The organism is Alkalimonas collagenimarina (assembly GCF_030717845.1).
In the GTDB taxonomy this organism is placed as follows: Bacteria; Pseudomonadota; Gammaproteobacteria; order Enterobacterales; family Alteromonadaceae; genus Alkalimonas; species Alkalimonas collagenimarina.
This window is the reverse complement of the sequence record NZ_JAUZVZ010000003.1, coordinates 21,302-44,175: the sequence shown is the minus strand read 5'-3', so window position 1 is coordinate 44,175 and position 22,874 is coordinate 21,302. Positions and strand designations below refer to the sequence as shown.

At 49.2% G+C, this 22,874-nt stretch carries 22 protein-coding genes; 11 read left to right on the top strand and 11 right to left on the bottom strand.

The features are described 5' to 3' along the window. Window positions 1–124 precede the first annotated feature (124 nt). From rpoH to Q3O60_RS02560, 4 genes are all read left to right on the top strand, one after another. A complete protein-coding gene (gene rpoH, locus Q3O60_RS02575; RefSeq protein ID WP_305892342.1) occupies window positions 125–976 on the top strand; it encodes an RNA polymerase sigma factor RpoH in 852 nt (283 codons plus the stop codon). A gap of 206 nt (window positions 977–1,182) precedes the next feature. Beyond that, a complete protein-coding gene (locus Q3O60_RS02570; protein WP_305892341.1) occupies window positions 1,183–1,800 on the top strand; it encodes a DUF6795 domain-containing protein in 618 nt (205 codons plus the stop codon). 11 nt (window positions 1,801–1,811) lie between these two features. Beyond that, complete coding sequence (locus tag Q3O60_RS02565) at window positions 1,812–2,963, top strand: lipase family protein (protein WP_305892340.1); 1,152 nt, start codon at window positions 1,812–1,814, stop codon at window positions 2,961–2,963. Window positions 2,964–3,036: 73 nt separating this feature from the next. After that, window positions 3,037–3,270, top strand: a complete 234-nt coding sequence (locus tag Q3O60_RS02560; RefSeq protein ID WP_305892339.1) for a hypothetical protein — start codon at window positions 3,037–3,039, stop codon at window positions 3,268–3,270. 23 nt (window positions 3,271–3,293) lie between these two features. Here Q3O60_RS02560 and Q3O60_RS02555 read toward each other — a convergent pair whose 3' ends face one another. From Q3O60_RS02555 to gpmM, 3 genes are all read right to left on the bottom strand, one after another. Then, complete coding sequence (locus tag Q3O60_RS02555) at window positions 3,294–4,076, bottom strand: divergent polysaccharide deacetylase family protein (RefSeq protein WP_305892338.1); 783 nt, start codon at window positions 4,074–4,076, stop codon at window positions 3,294–3,296. Window positions 4,077–4,213: 137 nt separating this feature from the next. After that, window positions 4,214–5,320 carry a murein hydrolase activator EnvC family protein gene (locus tag Q3O60_RS02550; RefSeq protein WP_305892337.1) on the bottom strand — a complete coding sequence of 369 codons (1,107 nt, stop codon included), beginning with the start codon at window positions 5,318–5,320 and terminating at the stop codon, window positions 4,214–4,216. A gap of 100 nt (window positions 5,321–5,420) precedes the next feature. Continuing rightward, window positions 5,421–6,965 (bottom strand): 2,3-bisphosphoglycerate-independent phosphoglycerate mutase, encoded by a 1,545-nt coding sequence (gene gpmM, locus Q3O60_RS02545; protein ID WP_305892336.1) that lies wholly within the window; start codon window positions 6,963–6,965, stop codon window positions 5,421–5,423. A gap of 170 nt (window positions 6,966–7,135) precedes the next feature. On the opposite strand from gpmM, the gene Q3O60_RS02540 reads away from it, so the two are divergent. The 3 genes from Q3O60_RS02540 to secB are packed head-to-tail and all read left to right on the top strand — an operon-like array spanning window position 7,136 to window position 8,359. Then, window positions 7,136–7,567 carry a rhodanese-like domain-containing protein gene (locus Q3O60_RS02540; RefSeq protein WP_305892335.1) on the top strand — a complete coding sequence of 144 codons (432 nt, stop codon included), beginning with the start codon at window positions 7,136–7,138 and terminating at the stop codon, window positions 7,565–7,567. Between the two features lie 7 nt (window positions 7,568–7,574). Beyond that, the gene (gene grxC / locus Q3O60_RS02535) at window positions 7,575–7,832 is read left to right on the top strand and encodes a glutaredoxin 3 (RefSeq protein ID WP_305892334.1); all 258 of its coding nucleotides are present in this window, start codon (window positions 7,575–7,577) and stop codon (window positions 7,830–7,832) included. 26 nt (window positions 7,833–7,858) lie between these two features. Further along, window positions 7,859–8,359: a protein-export chaperone SecB gene (secB, locus tag Q3O60_RS02530; protein WP_305892333.1), complete on the top strand. Its 501-nt coding sequence runs from the start codon at window positions 7,859–7,861 to the stop codon at window positions 8,357–8,359. A gap of 88 nt (window positions 8,360–8,447) precedes the next feature. Here the strand turns inward: secB and Q3O60_RS02525 are convergent, their stop codons facing one another. After that, window positions 8,448–10,310, bottom strand: coding sequence for a putative bifunctional diguanylate cyclase/phosphodiesterase (locus Q3O60_RS02525; RefSeq protein WP_305892332.1), 1,863 nt, complete (start codon window positions 10,308–10,310; stop codon window positions 8,448–8,450). A 245-nt stretch (window positions 10,311–10,555) separates the two neighbouring features. Between Q3O60_RS02525 and Q3O60_RS02520 the strand changes: the two genes are divergently transcribed. Beyond that, window positions 10,556–11,020 (top strand): tRNA (cytidine(34)-2'-O)-methyltransferase, encoded by a 465-nt coding sequence (locus Q3O60_RS02520; RefSeq protein ID WP_305892331.1) that lies wholly within the window; start codon window positions 10,556–10,558, stop codon window positions 11,018–11,020. On the opposite strand, the gene Q3O60_RS02515 is transcribed toward Q3O60_RS02520, so the two are convergent. From Q3O60_RS02515 to Q3O60_RS02505, 3 genes are read right to left on the bottom strand one after another with little or no spacing between them, the layout of a single operon-like run. Next, window positions 11,017–12,027: an alpha/beta fold hydrolase gene (locus Q3O60_RS02515; RefSeq protein ID WP_305892330.1), complete on the bottom strand. Its 1,011-nt coding sequence runs from the start codon at window positions 12,025–12,027 to the stop codon at window positions 11,017–11,019. The genes Q3O60_RS02520 and Q3O60_RS02515 overlap by 4 nt on opposite strands. Continuing rightward, the gene (locus tag Q3O60_RS02510) at window positions 12,024–13,409 is read right to left on the bottom strand and encodes an ATP-binding protein (RefSeq protein WP_305892329.1); all 1,386 of its coding nucleotides are present in this window, start codon (window positions 13,407–13,409) and stop codon (window positions 12,024–12,026) included. Before Q3O60_RS02510 ends, Q3O60_RS02515 begins: the two co-directional genes overlap by 4 nt. 5 nt (window positions 13,410–13,414) lie before the next feature. Further along, window positions 13,415–14,110: a response regulator transcription factor gene (locus Q3O60_RS02505; protein WP_305892328.1), complete on the bottom strand. Its 696-nt coding sequence runs from the start codon at window positions 14,108–14,110 to the stop codon at window positions 13,415–13,417. Between the two features lie 174 nt (window positions 14,111–14,284). On the opposite strand from Q3O60_RS02505, the gene Q3O60_RS02500 reads away from it, so the two are divergent. After that, window positions 14,285–14,824 (top strand): Spy/CpxP family protein refolding chaperone, encoded by a 540-nt coding sequence (locus Q3O60_RS02500; RefSeq protein WP_305892327.1) that lies wholly within the window; start codon window positions 14,285–14,287, stop codon window positions 14,822–14,824. Between the two features lie 40 nt (window positions 14,825–14,864). On the opposite strand, the gene glnG is transcribed toward Q3O60_RS02500, so the two are convergent. The 4 genes from glnG to glnA form a co-directional block, all read right to left on the bottom strand. Beyond that, window positions 14,865–16,286 carry a nitrogen regulation protein NR(I) gene (gene glnG, locus Q3O60_RS02495; RefSeq protein WP_305892326.1) on the bottom strand — a complete coding sequence of 474 codons (1,422 nt, stop codon included), beginning with the start codon at window positions 16,284–16,286 and terminating at the stop codon, window positions 14,865–14,867. Then, window positions 16,283–17,374, bottom strand: coding sequence for a nitrogen regulation protein NR(II) (glnL, locus tag Q3O60_RS02490; RefSeq protein ID WP_305892325.1), 1,092 nt, complete (start codon window positions 17,372–17,374; stop codon window positions 16,283–16,285). Before glnL ends, glnG begins: the two co-directional genes overlap by 4 nt. A 79-nt stretch (window positions 17,375–17,453) precedes the next feature. Further along, complete coding sequence (locus tag Q3O60_RS02485; protein ID WP_305892324.1) at window positions 17,454–17,972, bottom strand: DUF4124 domain-containing protein; 519 nt, start codon at window positions 17,970–17,972, stop codon at window positions 17,454–17,456. A 177-nt stretch (window positions 17,973–18,149) separates the two neighbouring features. Beyond that, window positions 18,150–19,556 (bottom strand): glutamate--ammonia ligase, encoded by a 1,407-nt coding sequence (gene glnA, locus Q3O60_RS02480; RefSeq protein WP_305892323.1) that lies wholly within the window; start codon window positions 19,554–19,556, stop codon window positions 18,150–18,152. Between the two features lie 349 nt (window positions 19,557–19,905). Here glnA and typA point away from each other — a divergent pair, with 349 nt between their 5' ends. Beyond that, the gene (gene typA, locus Q3O60_RS02475; RefSeq protein WP_305892322.1) at window positions 19,906–21,753 is read left to right on the top strand and encodes a translational GTPase TypA; all 1,848 of its coding nucleotides are present in this window, start codon (window positions 19,906–19,908) and stop codon (window positions 21,751–21,753) included. Between the two features lie 202 nt (window positions 21,754–21,955). After that, the gene (locus Q3O60_RS02470) at window positions 21,956–22,870 is read left to right on the top strand and encodes a virulence factor BrkB family protein (protein ID WP_369812620.1); all 915 of its coding nucleotides are present in this window, start codon (window positions 21,956–21,958) and stop codon (window positions 22,868–22,870) included. Window positions 22,871–22,874: the final 4 nt, after the last annotated feature.

Below are 22,874 nucleotides of genomic sequence, written 5' to 3'. Positions count from 1 at the left end.
TTCTGATCAGAATGAAAGCAAATGCCTTTAGACGAAGCTGTTCTAGCAAAGATGAAATAAAAATTAGCACTCTCGGCTAAAGAGTGCTAATATATTTTCATCTTGAAATGGATGGATGTAAGCAATGACAAAATCTTCTGAACTGATGACCCTGACGATAGGTGCCAGCAGTAGCTTTGAGGCCTATGCTCAAACTGTCAGCTCAATCCCGATGTTAACTGCGGAAGCAGAAAAAGACCTGGCCGAGCGCTTGTTCGACCAAGGTGATCTCACAGCAGCACGTCAATTGATTATGTCGCACCTGCGCTTTGTGGTCCACATCGCCCGTAGCTATTCTGGTTATGGTTTGCCAGTCAGCGATTTAGTGCAAGAGGGCAATATTGGCCTGATGAAAGCGGTCAAGCGTTTTAACCCCGCCGTTGGTGTGCGCCTGGTCTCCTTTGCTGTGCATTGGATCAAAGCAGAAATCCATGAGTATGTGTTGAAGAACTGGCGTATTGTGAAAATAGCCACTACCAAGGCTCAGCGCAAATTATTCTTTAACCTGCGTAAATCGAAAAAGCATCTGGGCTGGTTCAGCCAGGATGAAGTGCAGCACGTTGCCGAGTCGCTTGGTGTAGCCGAGCACGAAGTACGGGAAATGGAATCGCGCATGAGCAATTACGACATGCCATTCGATGCCCCGGAAGGCGACGACGACCAAGCCTATACTGCGCCTGCGTATTACCTGGAAGACAAAGGCTCAGACTTAGCTGGTCAGGTACAAGAGCAGCAATCGGACGACCTGGCGGTCGATCAACTGCAATCAGCCATGCGTACGCTGGATGAACGCAGCCAAGACATCATTCGCGCCCGTTGGTTAAACCAAGACAAGATGACGCTGCAAGAACTCGCCGCCCGCTATGCCGTATCAGCAGAGCGCGTGCGTCAGCTCGAAAAGAACGCCATGAAAAAGCTACAAGCCGCCATGAGCTAAGCTTGCACGCTGCACAAAAAAACCACCGCTAAGCCGGTGGTTTTGTACTTTTCACCCCGCCTAAATCGCATAACACAAACTCTTCATAAGTAAGACGCAACCTGCACGGCAAACCAAATAAAGCGTTAATTATGTTTTTATTTTGTTGACGGTGTGGGTCGTGCGTTTATAATGTTGCGCATTATTGTATAGGCAGGATGGCCGTAATGCTTGGGTGGCAATCATTGAATCATAAGGCGATAGTCGTAGGTTTAGGTTTGATGCTATTGATGGTCGCAACAAATGTGGAGGCGGGTGTGTTTGGTTGGCTAAAAGGAACAGAAATGCAATGGTCGCCGGAGGTAAAAGGTGTTATCACCTCCGAGGGAGAGCCTGTCGCTGGCCTGGAGGTAAAACGCTACCTGTACCGGGGCGATAAAAAACACCAGGACATCGTAAAAACAGCTGCTGATGGCAGTTTCTACTTTCCTCGAAAAATCCTCAGAGTTCGGTCGCATATCTTGTACGAAATCCCGATAGGTATTCAGGTTTTTGTTTTAAATTATCCTGTTGCTGGTGAGGATGACCAGATTTTTCGTGTGTATGGTTTAAATGACCTTAATTATAAGAGCATTGATCTGGTGTTGTCGGGTATGCATTGCGAGCTGTCTGCTTCGCATCAAAGTTTTGAGCTTAAAAATCTTGAAATACCGGGTAACAGCACTCCCTCGATGGGCTCTAAGTGTACCTTTACACATGCAGATAAAGCTTTGTATTCAGAAGCAGAGGTCCAAGAAATGCTGGCTGAACTAGAAAGCCAAATTGAAGAAATTGATATCAAATAAGGATATTACCAATGTTAGCACTTCCTCCTCAAACCGCAGTTTTTCTTGCGAAAGAGGCCTATGACGCTAAAAACCTTAAAAAAGGAAATGTGTTTACAGCTGAGAAACGACAACTAACCAGCTTTTTTGATTTCAGTGAAGCAGGGGTTGTGCATGGCTGTTCTGGCAGTGTGCTGTCGAGTTTATTCAACCGCACTACTGGCTTTGCCATCGTTGGAAAAGGCGTAAACCGCTTTACTGGTGATGTGGCTTTGGGTATTCGTGGTACGGCAAGTCTGCGGGATGCTTTCACTGACCTTAATGCCGGTATCGCCATAGCGGATAACCAGAGCCGGGTGCATTCTGGCTTTCAGAAGGTATTTAAAAGCATGCAGCCTGCGCTGGAGCAGCAGCTGTCCCCTTTATTACGCAACAATGGCAATGGAGTGGTGCATTGCTCCGGTCATAGCTTAGGTGGTGCGCTTGCTCATCTGGCCGCCATTTGGATTAAACAGCGCTTTGGTAATAAGGTGGTGCTCTACACCTTTGGTGCTCCGCGGGTTGGTTTGAATGACTTTGCTCTGAAATCATTGGGTAGCATTGATAAAATTTTCCGCTGTATTCATGGTAATGACATCGTTCCTATGGTGCCGGTATGGCCGTTTTTTCATGCGCCGCTAAATGGCAGTAGTGTGCAGCTTACGGCTGCTACCGGGGTTTCAATAAAGGCCCACTTTATGGATAGTGGGCCCGGTTACACCAATACAGCAAAAGGGCAATGGGAAAACCTGCAGCGTCGTAGCGATACCATTAAAACTGTACGTTTATCGTACGAGCGTCGCTTTGAATGCAACTTTAGCACTCACTGGCAGGAACGGCTGAGCCATGCACTGATCACCTTATTAAAAGATGCTGGTTATTTAACGGCGGTATCTGCACAGGTTGGTGTGAGCGGTATCATGACATTCTACGATTACCTGGCCGCCACAGTTGAAAAAATTGCGGACCTAGGGGGACAATTTGCCGAGCAGGTAAAAGGTTTGCTGGGCCATATGCTGGTATTTGCTGGTAAAGTTGCGACAACGGTAAAAGATCTGAGCGCGCGATTTATTCGCTGGGTTTTCAAAGTAACACTGGAAGCAATGTACCGCACGGCTCGCCGAGCCATTGAATTGCTGGATTAGTCGGTATACAGGTTAGTTTAAGTAAAGCTGTAGCCCCATTTTATGGTGGTGCTTTTCAAAAGGTGTATTTACAGTGTCAGATGTAATCAGTAAAAAAGAAGCGATAGATCTGCTGCAGCATTGGCAAAAACAAGGACACTCTTTGCTGCCATTGTTCAGAGTACAAAAGAAAAACAAGCGTCATTTGATGATTACGCTACCAGACTATGCTAGCAATCAGTGGTTTACCGTAGCAGGGAGTTACCCAAGCTATGAAGCTGCCTTAGCCGTTTTCGGCAAATGGCTGGACGGATTTGTCAGGGCTTAGGGCTAAATTCTAATATCAGAAGGTTATTCCAAGGTCGCAATCGCTGGAGCGGTGAAGCCTGCGGCTATCACCTGATGCTCTTTCGGCAATAGCGACGACACCGGCACCAGCTCGATGCCTAGTTCGGGTAGTTCGGCCAGTCGCTGCTTTAAAAAGGTGTAGGTTTCAGGGTAGGGGTGGGCGATAGCTATTGCTTGCTGATGGCGCCTGGCAATACGAATGAGTAAATCAAACTGCTGCTGCAACGCTGCTTCACTGACATCGTTATCCAGAAAAACATGCCGGCTTAAGTTGGTCACGCCATGCTGCTGCGCCTGATAACGTGCTCTGCTTTGCACGGTGGTCAGACTATCGACGAAAAATAACTGCCGTTGCTTCAGATGTTGCATTAACCACGACATCGGTTGGTCTAGTTCAGTCAGTAAGCTGCCCATATGATTGTTGACGCCAATCGCATAAGGGATATCACTGAGCGCTGCATCCAACTCCTGCAAAAAATCGTGTCGGTTCATGTCGCGAGTGAGGCCACCAGGGCCAAGTTCTTTGTTATTGCTGGCTTGCATGGGCATATGCAGCATGACATCTTTACGTTGGCTAAAGGCCAGCTGTGCTGAGCGTTGTCCGTAGGGTGTGAAAGGTAAAATGGCAATGGTAAGCGGGTAGGGCAGCGACACCATATCCAGATCAGTGCGCTGGTAACCAATATCATCAATGATGATGGCTATTTTCGGCTTCTGCTGGTTAGCCTGTAATGCGGCACTCAGGCAGATTAGAACACAAAGTAGTAAGCGGGTAACTTGTTGCACGGCATCCATTCATTCTTATACATGGGTCATTTCCCACTACCTTTGGCAAAGACCTGTTTATTTCATAACCTCATTATAGGGCGTTTTTCGGACAGTAAAAGCGCTAATTTACGCCTTTACTCAACCGTTTATTTTTCCTAACGACTTTGCAACCAAGACAACGGATTGACGGCCTCGCCCTTATCCCTGATCTCAAAATACACGCCGGCACTGGCTTGACCGCCACTGCGCCCGACCAGGGCAATCTGTTCACCTGCGGCTACTTGCGCGCCGGGCTCTTTGAGTAAGCTTTGGTTGTGGCCATACAAACTCATAAAGCCCTCCCCATGATCCAGCACCAACACCCAGCCATAGCCTTTTAGCCAGTCGGCATAAATCACCTGACCATTTGCAATGGCCGCGACTTCGGCGCCTTCACTACCGGCGATTAAGATACCCCGTGAGCGTAGCCCTCCCTCACGAGCTTGATTGTAGCGTTGCAATAACTGGCCCTGTAGAGGCCATTGCAGGCGACCTTGCAGCGCGGTGAGGCCGTCCATGGTGATTTGTTGCGCTTTGGCTTTTAACGCATCAATGGTGGCTTGCAAGCTACTTTCGTTCTGGCGCAAGTATTCCAGCTGGCGGCCCTGCTCTTGCAACAGGGCTTGCAGCGACTGGACGGTAGCCTGCTGTTCTTGACGCGCACTTTGCAGCTGCTGTTGGCGTTGTTGCAAACTGGCCAGTTGCTCGGTCAGTTGCTGTTGTTGCTGTTGCAGCTCTACTTGTACCTGCTGCAATTGGGCTGCAGTGGCCTCAATGGCCTGCAGTTGTTGCATGCGAGCGCGATTGAAGTACTGGTAGTAAATCAATACCCGTTCTAGCTGAGCGGCATCTTGCTGGTTAAGCAACATCTGGGTGTAATCATGCTTGCCCAGCTGATAAGCGCTCCGAAGCTGTTCGGCTAATCGCTTTTGTTGTTCATCAAACTGCTGTTGCAACTGATCTTGCTCGCTTTCAAGCTCCTGCAGGCGCTGCTGGGTTCGATCTAAGGCTTGTTGTTGGCGACGCACTTGATTGCCTGCCTCGGCCAAGGTTTGATCGGCTTGCTGCAACTGTTTTTCTGCTGCAGCAAAGGCTTGTTGCTGCTGTTTTAAGCGCTGCTCGGTACTGCGGATATCTTCTTGCACTTGAGCCAGCTCTTGCTCTGAGCTTTGCTCTGGGTTGCTAAGCGCAGGGTGACTTAGCAGCAAGCAGCTCAGCAGCATGGCACTTAGCCTAGTACTGATTCTGGCTCTGAGCACTACTGGCTTTAGCCGCCGGTTGCCATCAAGGCAGCACGACGAAGGCTGGCTCTTTTTCAAGCGATTATTTTGTTTCAAAAAGTGCATGACCCGTCATTTCAGATGGGATATCCATGTTCATCAGCTTCAGCATGGTGGGGGCGATATCACTTAAGATCCCCTCGCTTGCGGCTGTGGCTGGGCGGCCGACATAAATCAGAGGCACCGGGCAGCTGGTATGGGCGGTATGGGCTTGACCAGAGGCGGCATCGGCCATTTGTTCAGCATTACCATGATCGGCGGTAATTAAACACTCGCCACCGACCTGCTGCAGTGCGCTGACCACGCGGCCAATACAGTGATCAACGGCTTCTACTGCTTGGATGGCGGCTGATAAAATACCCGTATGGCCTACCATATCGCCATTCGGGTAGTTGCAGACGATCACATCATACTTGCCGCTCTGGATGGCCTCGATTAGTTGGTCTGTTAGCGCTTCTGAGCTCATTTCTGGCTGTAAATCGTAGGTGGCAACCTGTGGTGATGGGATTAAAATGCGCTCTTCACCAGCGAATGTTTCTTCACGACCACCGCTGAAGAAAAAGGTCACATGAGCATATTTTTCGGTTTCTGAGATCCGCAGTTGCGTTTTGTCATGCTTGGCTAACCACTCGCCAAGCACATTATTGAGGGCCACTGGCGGGTAGGCGACTGCCGCCTTCAGATCGGCCGCATACTCGGTTAAGGTAGCAAATTGGCTCAGCCGGGGCGTAACTTCACGCTCAAAGCCATCAAACTGCGGCTCGGTAAAGGCCTGGCTCAGTTCACGAGCTCGATCTGCCCGAAAGTTCATAAAGACTAAGCTATCGCCATCCTGCATGCGGATCACCTTGCCTTCCGCATCAAGAATGGCTGTTGCTTTGACAAACTCATCGTTCTCATCTCGCTGATAGGCTTGCTCCAAAGCCGTTACGGCACCTTCGGACTGAAACTTAGCTTCACCTTGTGTAAGCAAGCGATAGGCTTGCTCTACCCGATCCCAGCGGTTATCACGGTCCATGGCGAAGTAGCGCCCGATGATGGAAGCAATTTGACCACATTGGTGCGTATTGAAGTAATCCTGAATTTTTTGCAATGATGCGATTGCGCTGCGTGGTGGTGTATCACGACCATCTAAAAAAGCATGAAGATAGATGTGTTTGGCGCCCTGTTGACGGGCAAGCTCCAGCATGGCAAGTATATGGTCTTCGTGGCTATGCACTCCGCCTGGCGATAACAGCCCCATCACGTGAACGGCGCCGTTCGCTGCAATGGCTTGCTGCACGGCATCAACCAGCACTTCGTTTTGAAAAAAATCACCGTCGTCGATGGCTTTGGTCACTCGGGTAAAGTCTTGATACACCACCCGGCCAGAACCCAGATTGACATGGCCTACTTCAGAATTGCCCATTTGCCCCTCGGGTAAGCCAACATCCATGCCTGAGCCAGATATTAAGGTATGGGGGTACTGCTGCCACAACCTGTCCATCACCGGGGTATTCGCCTGAGCAATGGCATTGGATTCGGAGGATTCGCGATGGCCCCAACCATCCAGAATCATCAGAACTAACGGTTTTTTGGCTGTGGTCATGGTGGTGCGATCTCCATTGGCTTGGCATGAAATACGAATACTCTATCTTACCTGTTTTTTCACTTTTCTCCAGCCCTGAAGTGGCTTGTTTGGGGCTGTTGGGGCTGTTTTATTGCGCTAAAGCGGGTATACTCAGGCCACTTTAAATTGAAGTAATCATAGAGTGCATCATGGAGCAGTGGATTGAATTTGTCGGGAACAACCCGATTTTGAGTCTTATTTGGGCTGCGCTGGTATTTTTGCTGGTGTTTGGCACCATCAAAGCCAAATTATCCAACATCAAGCAAATTAGTCCGACCGAACTGACCATGCTGGTCAACCGGCAAAATGCGACCGTCGTGGATATTCGCAGCGAGGACGACTTTAAAAAAGGTCATATCACTGGGGCAAAGCAGATAGCCGCGGCAGAAATTCAGCAAGGTACGGTCAAAGGGCTTGAAAAGCTCAAGTCGAACCCCATTATTGTAGTATGCCAGGCAGGAATGACTGCACAGAAAGCTGCGTCTGCTCTGCTGAAGCAAGGTTGTACCACGGTTTCTGTGCTTAAAGGTGGTATGAACAGCTGGACCGGCGCAAGCTTACCGGTCGTTCGCTCAAAGTGAGGGTGCGATGTCTAACGTAACAATCTATACCAAAGCGTACTGTCCATTCTGTGTACAAGCAGCGACATTACTGATGAGCAAAGGGGTGAAGTTTCAGGAGTACCGCATTGATGTACAGCCTGAGTTGCGCCCGGAAATGATTGAAAAAGCCGGTGGCCGTACGACGGTGCCGCAAATCTTTATCAATGAACAGCATATCGGCGGATGCGATGATCTGGTTGCTCTAGATGCAGCTGGTAAACTAGACCCGCTATTAACTCAATAATGTAGTTTTACTATTTAGGATTTATCATGGCCGAACAACAAGCAAATGGCGTTGCAGCAGAGCAACCGGATCAACAAACACAGTTTTCTATCCAGCGCATCTTTGTGAAAGATATCTCTTTCGAAGCACCGAATGCCCCAGCTATCTTCCGCAAAGAGTGGAAGCCAGAAGTGAAGCTGGATCTGGATACGCGTAGCGATAAGCTGGAAGACGATGTCTATCAAGTGACGTTGTCTTTAACCGTGACCACCACTGTAGGTGATGAAACCGCGTTTTTGTGTGAAGTGCAGCAATCTGGTATTTTCAGTATTGCTCAATTACCAGAGAATCAATTGGCGCATATGCTGGCTTCATTTTGCCCGAATATTTTGTTCCCATACGCTCGTGAAGCTGTATCGAATCTGGTCAACCGTGGTACCTTCCCGCAGTTGAATCTGGCTCCGGTTAACTTTGATGCCTTGTTTGCTCAGTACGTGCAAAAGCGTCAAGCCGAGGCTGAAGGTGCTCCAGCACGCGCTGATGCCTAAGCATCAACACGATCGATAGCCTATCGATAACCATAAAAAAACGCGCTCAAGAGCGCGTTTTTTTATGGAGTAAATAGCTGCAGGAAAATCAGCCTAATGCTTTGTGCTGAATCGTTCGAGCTTCTCTGGCTATAACGGCAGCTAACTCTGCAGGCAGTACGGCTTTACTAAACACATGCCCTTGCACCGTTTCACAACCCATCACATGCAGCAGGTACGCCTGCATTTCATTTTCAACCTGATTAGCGACTACCCCTAACTGAAGGTAACCTGCAATCCGAATAATACTGGCGGTCAGGTTGCGCTCCAGCTCAGATTGCTCGAGCTTCTGAACTAATTTGCCATCAATTTTAATTTGGTCCAGTGGGTAATCACGCAGGTAATGCAGGGCTGATAAACCACTGCCAAAGCGGTCCAGAACCAGTTGAAAGCCACTCTCTCTTGCTCGCGTCAAAATGCTTTTACAAAGGTCAGGTTGATGGGCCAGAATGGCTTGATCCAGCTCTAACTCAAAAAAGTCGGGTGTTAAACCGTGCTCTGTTATTTTTTGCTGATAATGCTGCAGAAAGTCAGGGTGATAAAAGGTCTGACAGGAAATGTTTAATGCCAAACGGCCCCGCATCATGCCCGTTTTTTGCCAGTGACTGACTTGTTGGCAGACTTGATGCAAGACTTGATGATCCAACTGAATGATGCAATCGCTTTCTTCTGCAATGCTGAGAAACTGACTTGGGGCCAGTAAGCCCTTGGTCGGATGCTGCCAACGAACCAGTGCTTCAAAGCCAGTGACCCGGTTGCTACTGACACAAAGTTTGGCTTGGTAGGTTACACGGAGTTCATCGTGCTCTACGGCTTGCTTTAGCTCCTGCTCCAGGGCGAAGGACTCGGCAGAGCGGGGCAGTAAGGCTTGATTGAATAATTGAATGGATTGGGCCGATGCCGCCTGCGCTCGTTGCAAAGCATGATCTGCGCTGCGCAATAGTTGGTCATAGCTATGGCCATCCTCCGGGTACAGAGCGATACCGATGGCTGGGTTTAGGTTGTCGGTATAATCTGCAAACTCGGTGTATTGTAGCGTAGAGATCAGCTGACTGGCCAGTCGATAGCTTTGAAGATCGATGCGTTTTGCTGCTAAGTGACTTGGCAGCACAATGGCAAATTCTGTGGTACTTAACCGAGCTAGCAACATGCCTGCGGGGACGGCTGCTCGTATTGTGCTTGCTATTTCCAGTAGGGGTAACGAAGTTTGATCATCTTGCTTTTTTAACACCGCCAGGTGGAGAATGATGATGGCAAATTGAGGCGTTTGCTCGCTGACGGCACTGAACTCTCGTTCAAGGTAATCCAGAAACATAGCTCGGTTCGGCAAACGAGTGACCGGATCTTTGGTATTGACGCGACGCAGCTCAAGCTCACTCATTTTGCGAGCGCTGATGTCAGCAAAAGTGGCAACAAACACAGCGTCATCTTGCAGGCTACTTGGGCTGATGCAGCTGATGGATAAATCCATGGCGTACACGTGTTGGTTAGCTTTACGGCTCCAAATGTCACCATGCCAAAAACCTTTTTGCAGCAAGGCGGTCTGGATGCTTTTGGCTATGTTTTCTGGTTCGCCCTGACTATTAAACAGTTTGAGTGGTTGCTTGATGGCCTGATCTGCATCAAAGCCGGTAATTGTCTCAAAGGCCGGGTTCACCTGTTGAATGACTAAATCGGCATTGATTAAACAGACCGCATCTTTGTTATTACGCATTAAAAAGGAGAGTTGTTCTGCTTTGGCCCGAGCTTTGGATAACTGCATGAAAAGGAAGACACAGCCACCGAGTAAGATTAAAATCGCAGGCAACAGATAATAACTGCTCTGAAGTATTAACGGGCCTGGTTGAGCTACTGCAGGAAAAGACCATGCCAGCACACTGCATAAAATGAGTCGGCAACTGACCTGTGGCATGATATCAACATCCTTGTGATCACTAAAAATCTGAGCATTAACTATAGCGTTTGCAGCGCTTAGAATGCAAACTTTAATGGTCATTTAGCGACTTTTTGTCGTAGTTTCTGTTTAAGTGCAAACTAATGTGACAAACATTGTCGGAGCACTTTACAAAAATAGATTTTTGCGGCGATTGACACCATGCAGCTTCATATGGCCGATACGCTTTTGTCATGAATTAAACCTGCGGTTTTAGGATTACTATGTTTGAAATTGCTTTATTTGAGCCACAAATTGCCCCAAATACCGGAAATATAATTCGGCTCTGTGCCAACATGGGGGCTCAACTGCATTTGATAGAGCCTCTTGGCTTTGATTTAGAGGAGAAAAAACTACGCCGTGCCGGGCTGGACTACCATGATTTGACCCGGGTGCAGCGCCACCCAAATTATCAAGCTTTTGCCAAGGCGATGGCGGGACGCCGACTATTTGCCTGTACCACCAAAGGAAGCCAAAGCTACCATCTCACGCAGTATCAGCCAGATGATGTTTTACTGTTTGGCTCTGAAACATCAGGCCTGCCGGATGCCGTTCGGGATGCCTTTCCAGCAGAGCAACGCATCCGTATTCCGATGCAATCCTCGAATCGAAGTCTCAATCTGGCCAATGCAGTTGCCATTATTGGCTATGAAGCCTGGCGCCAGCATGGGTTTAGCGGCGGTAGTTAAGAGGGTAAGCTATTGATAAAAGCATTGATGGCATGATAGCAGCGTGCACGGATCGCATCTTGCTCCATCAGTAGCTCATGACGGGCACCATCCATGCCGATCAATTGCCGTGAGCTTGGGCGTTGTTTGACGAAACGCCGTTGATAGCCATTGGACACGACTTTATCTGCTTTAGCTTGCAAGACGAGCAGCGGTAGCTGAATGGATGATCCCTCTTGCTGCAGCCGCTGAATGACCTGCCATGCGGCAATGAGCCAGCTTAAGGTGACGCCACCAAGTTGCAGCCCAGGTTCTGCTTGATAGATGCTTTGAAACCATTGGTAGCGCATTTGGCAACTGGTGAGACGATTCTGCTGAAACGGTTGGGGTTTGTAGGGGCCTTGCCCTGTCAAATAACTGCTTTGTGGCCGTGCCAATTGATCCAGCCAATGTATGGCTGCTACCCCTGGGATCAATAAAGGCATAGGAATACCGGCGGTGTATATTCCGAGCATGGGAGAGCAGAGCACCGCCCCGACGAATGGATGCGTAGGGTAGTTCAGAAGATAATTGCAAAAAATCGCCGAGCCCATCGAATGACAGAGAGCAATCAGCCGTTGATGTGAGTGCGATTGCACCACCTGCTCAACAAATTGGTGCCAATCAGCGCTGTAGTGGTCAAAATGTTGAATATGGCCTTTTTGCCGATCATCAAGCAGCCGATCCGACTGCCCTTGACCACAATGATCCAGAATAAATACACTGCAACCAGCACCAACGATATCGTACATCACCTCACTGTACTTAGAGGCCATTTCAATGCGCCCGTTGCTGAGGACGATAGCGGTATTTGCATCCGGCACCAAATGAAAGTAATAGTGCAAGGTCTGGCCACGTTCATTCTGCAAGGTACCGTGTTGCAGTTGTTGCCAGAAGTCTTGCACTGGCGCTGGCCAGCCTGAGCTAAAGTCATTGGCAGAACAGCGCGCTTGCAAATGAATCATGGCGGGTGGCTGCTGGTTATTCATTGTGTATTTCCTTTCTGAGCCGTCTCGGGGCTGTTGGTGGGCAGCCACATGTTGATGCATAACCCTGTCGGTGTATTGGCTGAGGCTTCTATCGTTCCTTGATGGTGCCGGATGGACTCAGCCGCTATGGCCAAACCGAGACCAGTTCCTCCGGAATCGGCAGTACGGCTATCACAGACCCGGTAAAAAGGATTGAAAATGGCATCCAGTTGCTCTTTAGGAACGCCCGGGCCCTGATCGCAAAAGCGGATCTGTACGCCTTGTACTGTGGATACGATCTCGCAATGGATTTGGCTTTGCACCGGGCTGTATTTGATGGCATTTCGCAGTACATTTTCCAGCGCACGACTGAGTAGACGTTTATCAGCGTACACAAGACAACTGGGTTCCGCTTCTAAGTGCATCACTTGCTGCTTTGCATCCGCTTCAACCTGATTGGTGGCAAAGAGTTGCTTACTAAAATCAATAATATCAAAGGTTTCAGGCTCGAATGGGTAATGCCCACTGTGTAGGCGGCTGTAGGTCAGCAGCTCTTCGAGCAGTTGATCCACCTGCTCCAACTCTTGCTGTAAGCGGGGTAATTGCTGGCCTTGCCCTTGACGAGCCTCTAGCGCTAGCGCCAATTGTGCTCTTGTTAGTGGCGAGCGAAGCTCATGCGACACATCGCGTAACAGCCGCTGCTGGCCCTGCAGTAAAGAGTGAATACGATCGGCCATGGCATTGAAACCTCGGCCCAGAGCTCCCAATTCGTCGCGGCGACTGGCTAACCGTTGCAGGCGGTGGTCGAGCTGACCGGAGGCAAAGGTCGCGTAGCTGTGCAGTAACTCACGCAGTGGTCGGGTAATAGAGACTGCCAGAATCAAACTGGCAACAGCTGAAAATAAAAACAAACTGATCAACAGTACGTGCTGGGGCAATGCGCTGACATTCCACCATGGCTGCACTGGCCGCTGACGCTGCTGATAAAGCGCTAATGAATGCCCATCCACCTGCACCGGGAATGGGCCAGCCAGATACAGGTTGGAGTGACGAAGCAAGCGAGCTTGCTCCAATTGGGAGAGCTCGGTCAGCCAGTTATGATCAAACTGAGCAGGTAAGCCTGCAGGGTTTAACACCCGCTGTCCGACAGGGTCGACCAGCAGCCAGCGCCCCTGACGGCGATTATCCAAGCGCTGCAGTAATTGTTCGACAGAGTTGGCTTCGGCATAGCGATTGGCGATGCCTTGCAGTTGCTGTTGCACGGCAGGAGGTAAGCGACGAATTTCTGTTTTTTCTGGTACACCTTTGGAAATCAGTAAGGTACCTGCGACGGTCGCGAGGATCACCAGCCAGAACCAAAGAAAAATTCGGCTGGCCAAGTAATGAGACGGATGCAATGTCATGACGGTTATCCTGCTGCCGGTATAAAACGATAGCCACTGCCACGCAAGGTCTGAATGTATGCTTCTGGATTTGCAGGGCAGATTTTACGGCGAATATTGCTTAAGTGCATATCCAGACTGCGATCATGCAGCTGCAGGGGGCGGCCCAATACGGTTTGGCTCAGGACCTCTTTACTGACCACCTGACCGGCATGGCGCATCAGATGTTCCAGTAGTTGAAACTCAGTGGCTGTGAGTTGCACATCTTGCTGTTGACAGCTGACCTGACGACTTTGTGGGTCGAGCCGAATATCGTGCAGTTCCAGTGGTTGGCTGCTTTCCTGCTGCGCCTGATGCACCAGCTCAATGCGTCGCAGGATGGCTTTGATCCGCGCCACCAATTCACGTGGATTGAATGGCTTGGCCAGATAATCATCGGCGCCCAGCTCAAGGCCGAGGATCCGATCAATATCATCACCTCGAGCTGTCAGCATTAACACCGGGCAATTGCTGGTTTTGCGCAGCGTTTTTAATAAAGTTAGCCCATCCATGCCGGGAAGCATCACATCCAACAGCAACAGATCAATCTCTGGTTGCTGCGCTGCTATGAGTCCGGCTTGGCCATCATGAACAGCTTCAAATTGAAACCCGTCCATTGCCAGATAGTCACGCACCAGTTCAGTTAAGGTGATGTCATCATCAATCATCAGGATCCGGTTCATTGACCTATGCTCCTTTTGCCCTGCAGTTTGTTGTTTTTCTATCCTGTCATCAGCCCTTAGTTTACCTGCATCAATCGTCAGGGCATACACCTTTACCTAACCTTTACACGGCCTTTGCACTGCTTTGCATTCAGAGTGCTAACCTTGAAGCGGTCCACAAAAGGAGATCCAATTATGAAAGTCGTCCAGTTTGTATCTAGTATCATGGTGTGTTCATCGTTGTTGGTGATGGCACCAACCATGGCTGTTGAGTCTGCCGCTCAGTTAGAATCAGCAAAGGCTACCTATAGCCGTGATGATGCTAGAAATAGTCGGGATGGTGGTAAGAAGAAATATCGGCCATCGTATGGCGGTGCCCCTCGACTGCATGGCATCGAGTTGACTGAGCAACAACAAGAGCTGCGAGCTTTGCGCCAGACACATCGGCACCAGTTCAAAGGTCAAGACGATCGCCAGCATCGCGCTGAGCATCGGCAGGCGATGCAACGTTTGATGCAAGCTGATTATTTTGATGAGAATCAGGCTCGTATTGTGTTGGAGCAACAGCAACAATCCAGACTTGAGCATCAATTGGCTGAATTGCAATGGCGTCATGCCGTGTATCAACTATTGACCGAAGAGCAGCGGCAACAGTGGCAGCAGATGCCGCCGCGTCAACGAGGTGCGAAACGTTCATCAGGAGGGCAACGTCAAGGAAAATCGACGGTAGACTAACCGCCAGGACATTCGATTGATTGGCCATTTTACCGGGTGGTTAACCACCCGGTAATTCAAGTTCCTTTAACTTTCGTGTCAGCGTATTACGGCCCCAGCCTAAGCAACGGGCGGCTTCCTGCTTGTGTCCGTGAGTAAATTGCAGCGCCTGCTGCAATGCGATGCCTTCTACCATGCTGGTGGCTTCGGTCAGAATATCCTGTTTGCCTTGCAACAATTGCTGTTGTAGCCACTGTTTGAAACCATCCTGCCAACTTTGCTCGTTCTGAGTGGGTTGTGCGCTGCCGGGTTCAACTGCGTTGCTATCGGTGAGTTCAGGAGGCAAGTCTGACAGCAGAATATGTTTCCCACTGGCCATCACCGTGAGCCAGCGGCAGGTGTTTTCCAACTGACGGACATTGCCAGGCCATGGTAGTTGTTGCAGAAACTTTTCACAATCTATGCTCAGTTGCTTTGCTTCTACATTCAACTCTTTGGCTGCTTGCTGTAAAAAGTGTCTGGCCAGCGCGGGGATGTCTTCTCGCCGTTCTTTTAAGCGCGGCAAATGCACACGAATGACATTCAGTCGATGATACAAATCTTCCCGGAAAAGATGTTGTGCCACCAACTGTTCAAGATGCTGATGCGTAGCGGCGATGATACGAACATCGACGCTGATGGCCTGATGGCCACCGACCCGGTAAAACTGGCCATCGGCCAGTACGCGTAATAATCGGGTTTGCACATCCAGCGGCATATCACCAATCTCATCCAGAAACAGCGTACCACCATCGGCTTGCTCAAAACGGCCTTTACGTACAGAGCCAGCACCAGTGAAGGCGCCTTTTTCATGACCAAACAGCTCAGACTCAATCAAATCCTTCGGGATGGCCGCCATATTCAGGGCAATAAAAGGCTGCTCACTGCGTGGGCTGTGCTTATGCAATGCATGCGCAACCAGTTCTTTACCGGTACCGGATTGGCCGTTGATCAGCACACTGATACTGGAGCGGGATAAGCGACCAATGGCACGAAATACTTCCTGCATCGCTGGCGCTTCACCGATGATTTCTGGCAATAGCTGGGGTTTGGGCGCTTTACTTTTTTGTGAGCGAGCCTTGCTATGTTCCAGTGCGCGGCTGATCAGTGCGACCGCTTCGTCCATATCAAAGGGTTTGGGTAAATACTCAAAGGCACCACTTTTAAAAGCATTGACGGCACTATCCAGATCGGAGTGGGCGGTCATAATGATCACAGGTAATTCCGGGGACAGTTGCTGCAAACGTTCGAGCAATGCCATGCCATCGGTGCCAGGCATTCTGATGTCGGATAACACCACAGCTGGTTGCTGGAACTCTAAGCGTTGCAGCATTAAATCAGCTGACGCGAAACTCTCGCAGGGAATATTCGCTCGATCGAGCGCTTTTTCCAGTACCCAGCGGATGGAGTTATCATCATCAATGATCCATACGTCTTGATTCATAATGCATCCTCAGTATCACTGATTGGAAGATAAAGGGTGAATTCGGTGTGGCCCGGCCAACTGTCGCAGTCGATCCAGCCGCCATGTTGGTGTAGCAATGTTTGGGCGATGGTGAGGCCGAGTCCAGTACCGCCGGCTTTGCCACTGACCATCGGATAAAACAGCGTATCTTTAATCTCTGCCGGGATACCGGGGCCATCATCGATGACTTTAATGGCGGCAACCAGTTTATGACGTTGGCCATGCAGGGTATGCTGATACAGAATCCGGCTTTGCAGCAGGATGTGCCCCCCTTGTTGCAGGGCTTGTTGCGCGTTGCGGACGATATTTAGCAAGGCTTGTTCAATCAGTTCAGGATCAAAGCGAAACACTGGGATACTGGGGTCGTAATCACGCTGCATGGTCACGGCGGAGGCATTGTCCAGCATGGCCAGTTGATAGACTTGTTCAATCACTTGATGCAGATTGGCAAACTTTTGCTGAGGAGGGCGGTACGGCCCGAGTAAGCGATCGACCAGCTTACGCAACCGGTCTGCTTGGGCAATGATCAATTGGGTGTACTCTCTTTGCTCTTCATCCAGCGATGATTCCAGCAGTTGAGCTGCGCCCCGTAGGCCACCCAAAGGATTTTTGATTTCATGGGCCAAGTTACGTACCAGCTCGCGCGCTGCGTGGTGCTGATGCTGCTGCACATTGTCTTGACTGATCTTGCGTTGCCGGTCGATTTGACGGATCTCCAGCAACAGGTAATCCTGCTGTTGATGATTAAAAGGTGTCAGATAAAAATCCAATAAGGTGGGGTGGCCGTCATGCAAAATGGTTTGGACATCGCTAATCGCAATACTTTTTTGTTGTTCAATGGCATGGCGTAGCGGCTCTTTGCCGAGCTCACAATGTTGAAAGAGGCTTGGGAAGTATTGACCACTAAGTCGCTTTTCGCTGATGCCGAGGACTGCGCTGCAGGCAGCGTTGAAAGAGCTAATCTGAAGTTGTTGATCCAAAATAAGCACAGCCGTGCTCAACAGATCAGACACCAGTTCAGCTGGGAATGCTACTTTTGTTTTGTCGCTTGGCTTTAATTCGCTCACACTCAATCCTTTCGCACCATTATGGTGCATTTGCGATGTCAGTGTAAGTTATCTCGTGTAAAAATGCACCGCAAATGCCCTATCGAGGGTTGATCACCGAGGCTCTATGCAAATAGAAGGTGATGGTATCACTTGCTGCAATAAGCTTGCCGCTTTGATCAATCAACTGCATTTGTAGTTGATACTCACCGCGGTCCAGGTTTCTTAGGGCAAAGGTGGTGTTGGTTTGCGGTTGCCCGGTCTTGTCACCATTGAGCAGTAGCTGAACTTGGAAGCCTCTGGGGAAGCTGGGTGCGATACGACCTGAGACATAGACGGTACCTGTGTTCTCCCGCACCGTGCCTTCATGCTCTGGTTGCACGATTTCAATGGTAAAAGGTTCGGTAGTGGCTTGTTGACGAGGCTGGAAAGATTCACCGGCCTGCATGATATTCGAGCGAGTGCTGAGCTTGAGTTCTTCAGAGCCAGCTTTGGGGCTGTCAGAAAACACCAAGACGCCGTTTTTATCCCGGTAGACATAGACCTTGTTGTCACTGGCGACTACCGCAGCAGGGCACGTCAGTATAAGTATCAGCAGCGCTGTAAGCAGTCGGTACATCACGGGTAGCGTTCCTGTCATCAAATAGTTGCTTTCATCTATTTCACTGTACGCTGCTTTTTGTCTTTTTTCTAGTTGCAGGCAAAAAAGCCGATGCCAGAATGATAAAAAACCCGCCATATAGACGGGTTTGATAAAAGAGCGGTGCTTAAACCAAGCAGGCTTAGGCTCTAAGCGTTATACGCTGTAGTACAGCTCAAACTCAAGTGGATGAATTGCTGTATTTACACGGCGCGCTTCTTCGCGCTTAATGCCGATATAAGCATCGATCATGTCGTCGGACATAACACCGCCTTTAGTAAAGATGGCGCGAGATTGATCCAATGCATCCAAGGCTTCGGTTAGAGAGGTCGAAACCTGTGGAATGTTAGCTGCTTCTTCGGCTGGTAAATCATACAAATCTTTGTCCATGGCATCGCCAGGGTGGATTTTGTTTTGAATACCGTCGATACCCGCCATCAGCTGTGCGACAAAGGCTAAGTACGGGTTGGCTGCTGGATCCGGGAAGCGGCACTCAATGCGACGCGCTTTGGCACTAGGCACCATAGGGATACGGATAGATGCCGAACGGTTACGGGCGGAGTAAGCCAGCATGACCGGTGCTTCGTAGTGAGGAACCAGACGCTTGTACGAGTTGGTCGATGGGTTGGTGAAGGCATTAATTGCTTTGGCATGCTTGATGATACCACCGATGTAGTACAGGGCAATTTCTGACAATCCAGCGTACTTATCACCGGCAAACAGATTGACACCATCTTTGGCTAAAGACTGGTGACAATGCATGCCTGAACCGTTATCGCCAAACAAAGGCTTCGGCATAAAGGTGGCTGTTTTACCATAAATATCAGCGACATTGTGAATCACGTATTTGAGAATCTGTACTTCATCTGCTTTTTTGGTCAGCGTATTAAAGCGAGTGGCAATTTCATTTTGTCCTGCTGTTGCTACTTCATGGTGATGCGCTTCGACTACCTGACCCATTTCTTCTAACACGGTACACATGGCACTACGGATATCATGACCTGAGTCGACTGGAGGCAGAGGGAAATAGCCGCCTTTAACGCGTGGGCGGTGACCTTTGTTGCCATCTGCTAACTCTGTACCTGAGTTCCAGGCCGCTTCACCGTCGTTGACTTTAAAGAAAGAGCCGGCCATATCGGTGTGGAAGCGCACATCATCAAACATGAAAAACTCTGGCTCAGGGCCAAATAGTACGGTATCGGCAATGCCAGTCGACTTTAAATACTCTTCGGCACGCAGGGCAATAGAGCGCGGGTCGCGATCGTAGCCTTGCATGGTGCTTGGCTCGATGATGTTGCAACGGATGTTTAGGGTACTTTCTTCAAAGAAAGGGTCCATAACCGCGGTGTCGACGTCTGGCATCAGGATCATGTCGGAGTCATTGATGCCTTTCCAGCCCATGATAGAGGAACCATCAAACATTTTTCCGTCTTCAAAGAAATCCTCTGAAATCTGGCTGACCGGAATGGTCACATGCTGCTCTTTACCTTTGGTATCGGTAAAACGCAAATCTACAAATTTAACTTCATTCTCTTCAATCAACTTCATTACAGAAGCAGCCATATGTTCCTCCATTGGTTCCATAGGAAAATTTATCTTGTCGCACCTTAATATGCCAGATGTGTGCCACTCTAATAAGGTTAATTAAATCAGCTATATAACCCTGTGGCACTATTCTGAATACATTAAACTGCACTTGTTTGGTGCAGGTTTTGTCGATAATGGTGCATTCTAGCCTAGCACAATCCAGCCTGATAGATCGTGGTGCAAGGGCACCTTAGGATAAAAAGTACGACTTTATTTCTTCTTTTCAAAGAAACAGAGTAGAATATGCGCCCATATTTAAAGAGTTTTTATGTTTGCCTGGTGGTCACAGCTACGGTCACAGGGTGCCACAGAGGAAAAGAACACAATGAGCGTTACCGCTACTGATATTCAAAAATTACGCAACGTTGCCATTATTGCGCACGTTGACCATGGTAAAACTACGCTGGTCGATAAATTGTTACAGCAATCCGGTACTTTTGATGTACGCGCCAAGCTGCAAGAGCGAGTGATGGATTCCAATGATCAGGAAAAAGAGCGTGGAATTACTATTCTGGCCAAAAACACCTCAGTCCGCTGGAATGGTTACCATATTAATATTTTGGATACCCCTGGACACGCTGATTTCGGTGGTGAAGTAGAGCGGGTTTTGTCGATGGCAGACTCTGTTTTGCTGTTGGTTGATGCGGTTGATGGCCCGATGCCGCAAACTCGCTTTGTAACGCAAAAAGCCTTTGCGCACGGTTTAAAGCCCATTGTCGTGGTGAATAAAATTGACCGCCCTGGCGCGCGTCCGGATTGGGTGGTTGATCAGGTGTTTGATTTGTTCGATAACCTGGGCGCGACCGATGAGCAGCTGGATTTCCCCATTGTTTATGCATCGGCTTTAAATGGCTGGGCAACACTGGATGCCGACGAGCCAAAAGAAGATATGACTGAGCTGTTTGAGTCGATCGTGAAAAATGTAGCTCCGCCAGCTGTTGAAGTAGATGGCACCACCCAGTTACAAGTGTCTCAGCTGGATTACTCCAGCTACCTGGGCATTATCGGCATTGGCCGTATTAAACGTGGTTCGTTAAAAGTAAACCAGCAAGTCACTATTGTGGGTGCTGATGGTAAAAAGCGTAACGGCAAAGTAGGGCAGGTGTTTGGTTACTTAGGTCTGGAGCGTGTTGATACCACCGAAGCGACGGCTGGTGATATTGTGGCCTTTACTGGTTTGGGTGAATTAAAAATCTCCGATACTATTTGTGCGCCAAATGCCGTTGAAGCCTTGCCGCCGTTATCGGTTGATGAGCCAACGGTGACCATGACTTTTCAGGTCAACACCTCACCTTTTGCTGGCAAAGAAGGTAAGTTTGTTACCTCTCGTCAAATTCTGGAGCGTCTGCAGAATGAGCTGAAGCACAATGTGGCGCTGCGGGTTGAAGAAACGGCCGATGGCGATAAGTTCCGTGTATCTGGTCGCGGTGAACTGCACCTGGGCGTGTTGATTGAAAGCATGCGTCGTGAAGGCTTTGAATTGGCAGTATCACGGCCAGAAGTGATCATGAAAACCGTGGATGGCGTCAAAATGGAGCCTTATGAACAGTTGACCGTAGACTGTGAAGAAATGCATCAGGGTTCCGTGATGGAAAAAATGGGTGAGCGTAAAGCTGACATGACCAATATGCAGCCAGATGGCAAAGGCCGGGTGCGGATGGACTTTGTAGTACCTAGCCGTGGCCTAATTGGTTTCCGTACCGAGTTCATCACCTTAACCTCTGGTACTGGTTTGATGTACCACAGCTTTGACCATTACGGTGACTTCAAAGGTGGTACTATCGGCCTGCGTAATAACGGCGTCATGATCTCCAATGCGATGGGTAAAGCAGCAGGCTATGCTATTTTCTCATTGCAAGAGCGTGGTCGTATGTTTATAGGTCACGCCGAAGATGTGTACGAAGGCCAGGTGATTGGTATTCATAGCCGTAGCAACGATTTAACAGTGAACTGCCTAAAAGGTAAGCAGCTGACCAACGTGCGTGCATCTGGTACTGATGAAGCCATTAACCTGGTACCACCAATCCGTTACACACTGGAGCAAGCGCTGGAGTTTATCGATGATGATGAACTGGTTGAAGTGACCCCGGCCTCGATCCGCATTCGTAAGCGGTTCCTGACCGAAAACGAGCGCAAACGAGCATCACGAACCACCACCTCCACCTCCAATTAAGTGAACACCACAAAGCCGGCAAAAGCCGGCTTTGTTTTGTCTGATGCTGCCAACGTCATTTAATCTGTCATACTGTATGTAGTTTTGACGCCATTGAGAAGCTGAGTCAGGTAGAATTATTTGATATGATGCTGGGCGACCAACGATAAGGAGATGTTGAGTGCATCCAATTGCATGGCGGACATTAGCCCAAGGGCGGACCCTGGCCAAAAACAGTCTGGCTTTTCTGATAGGTTATTTTCAGCGCTGTAAGTCCGATCAGATCAACGTGATCGGCGGCTATCTGGCCTATATTTCATTGTTGTCGCTGGTGCCTTTGATCACGGTGATGCTTTCCATGCTGGGCGCATTTCCAATGTTCGCTGAACTCAGAGACAGTCTTGAGGCGATGATTTATGCCAATGTGGTGCCGTCTCGTAGCGATGAACTTCAGCAGTATCTTTCCACCTTTATTGGTAATACCCGTGGCATGACCACCGTTGGTATTCTGGCATTAATCTTCGTCGCCCTGTTGCTGATCCATAATATTGATAAAACACTGAATAAAATCTGGCGAGTAACTAAACGGCCACGACCGGTGATTTCGTTTTCCATTTACTGGATGATCCTGACGTTAGGTCCCATCCTGTTTGGTTCTTCAATCGCGGTAAGCTCTTACTTACTCACTTTGACGCGTTTTGCTGATGACTATACCCCAGGTCTAGCCAACTTTATATTGGGTCTCGTGCCCTATGTTATGTCATTGCTAGCTTTCTGGATCCTCTACCTGGTAGTACCCAATATCAAAGTTAAATTGCGCCATGCGTTCTGGGGCGCGCTGCTGGCAACGATATTTTTTGAGTTATCGAAGTCAGTTTTTGCACTGTATATCACTTTTTTCCCAGCCTATCAGGTGATCTATGGTGCCTTAGCTCTGGTGCCTATTTTGTTTGTTTGGATATATTTGAATTGGTTGGTGGTGCTGATCGGTGCCGAATTAACCGCTTACTTGCAAGAGAGAGAGTTGGAGCGAGAGGAGCTGATTGAGCGGCAATCTGAGGAGGAACTTGATAGGGATGAATCAGATACGGAAAAACCAGATAAAAATGTCCCAAATGCGGATGTTGTAGGGGGGTAACGCC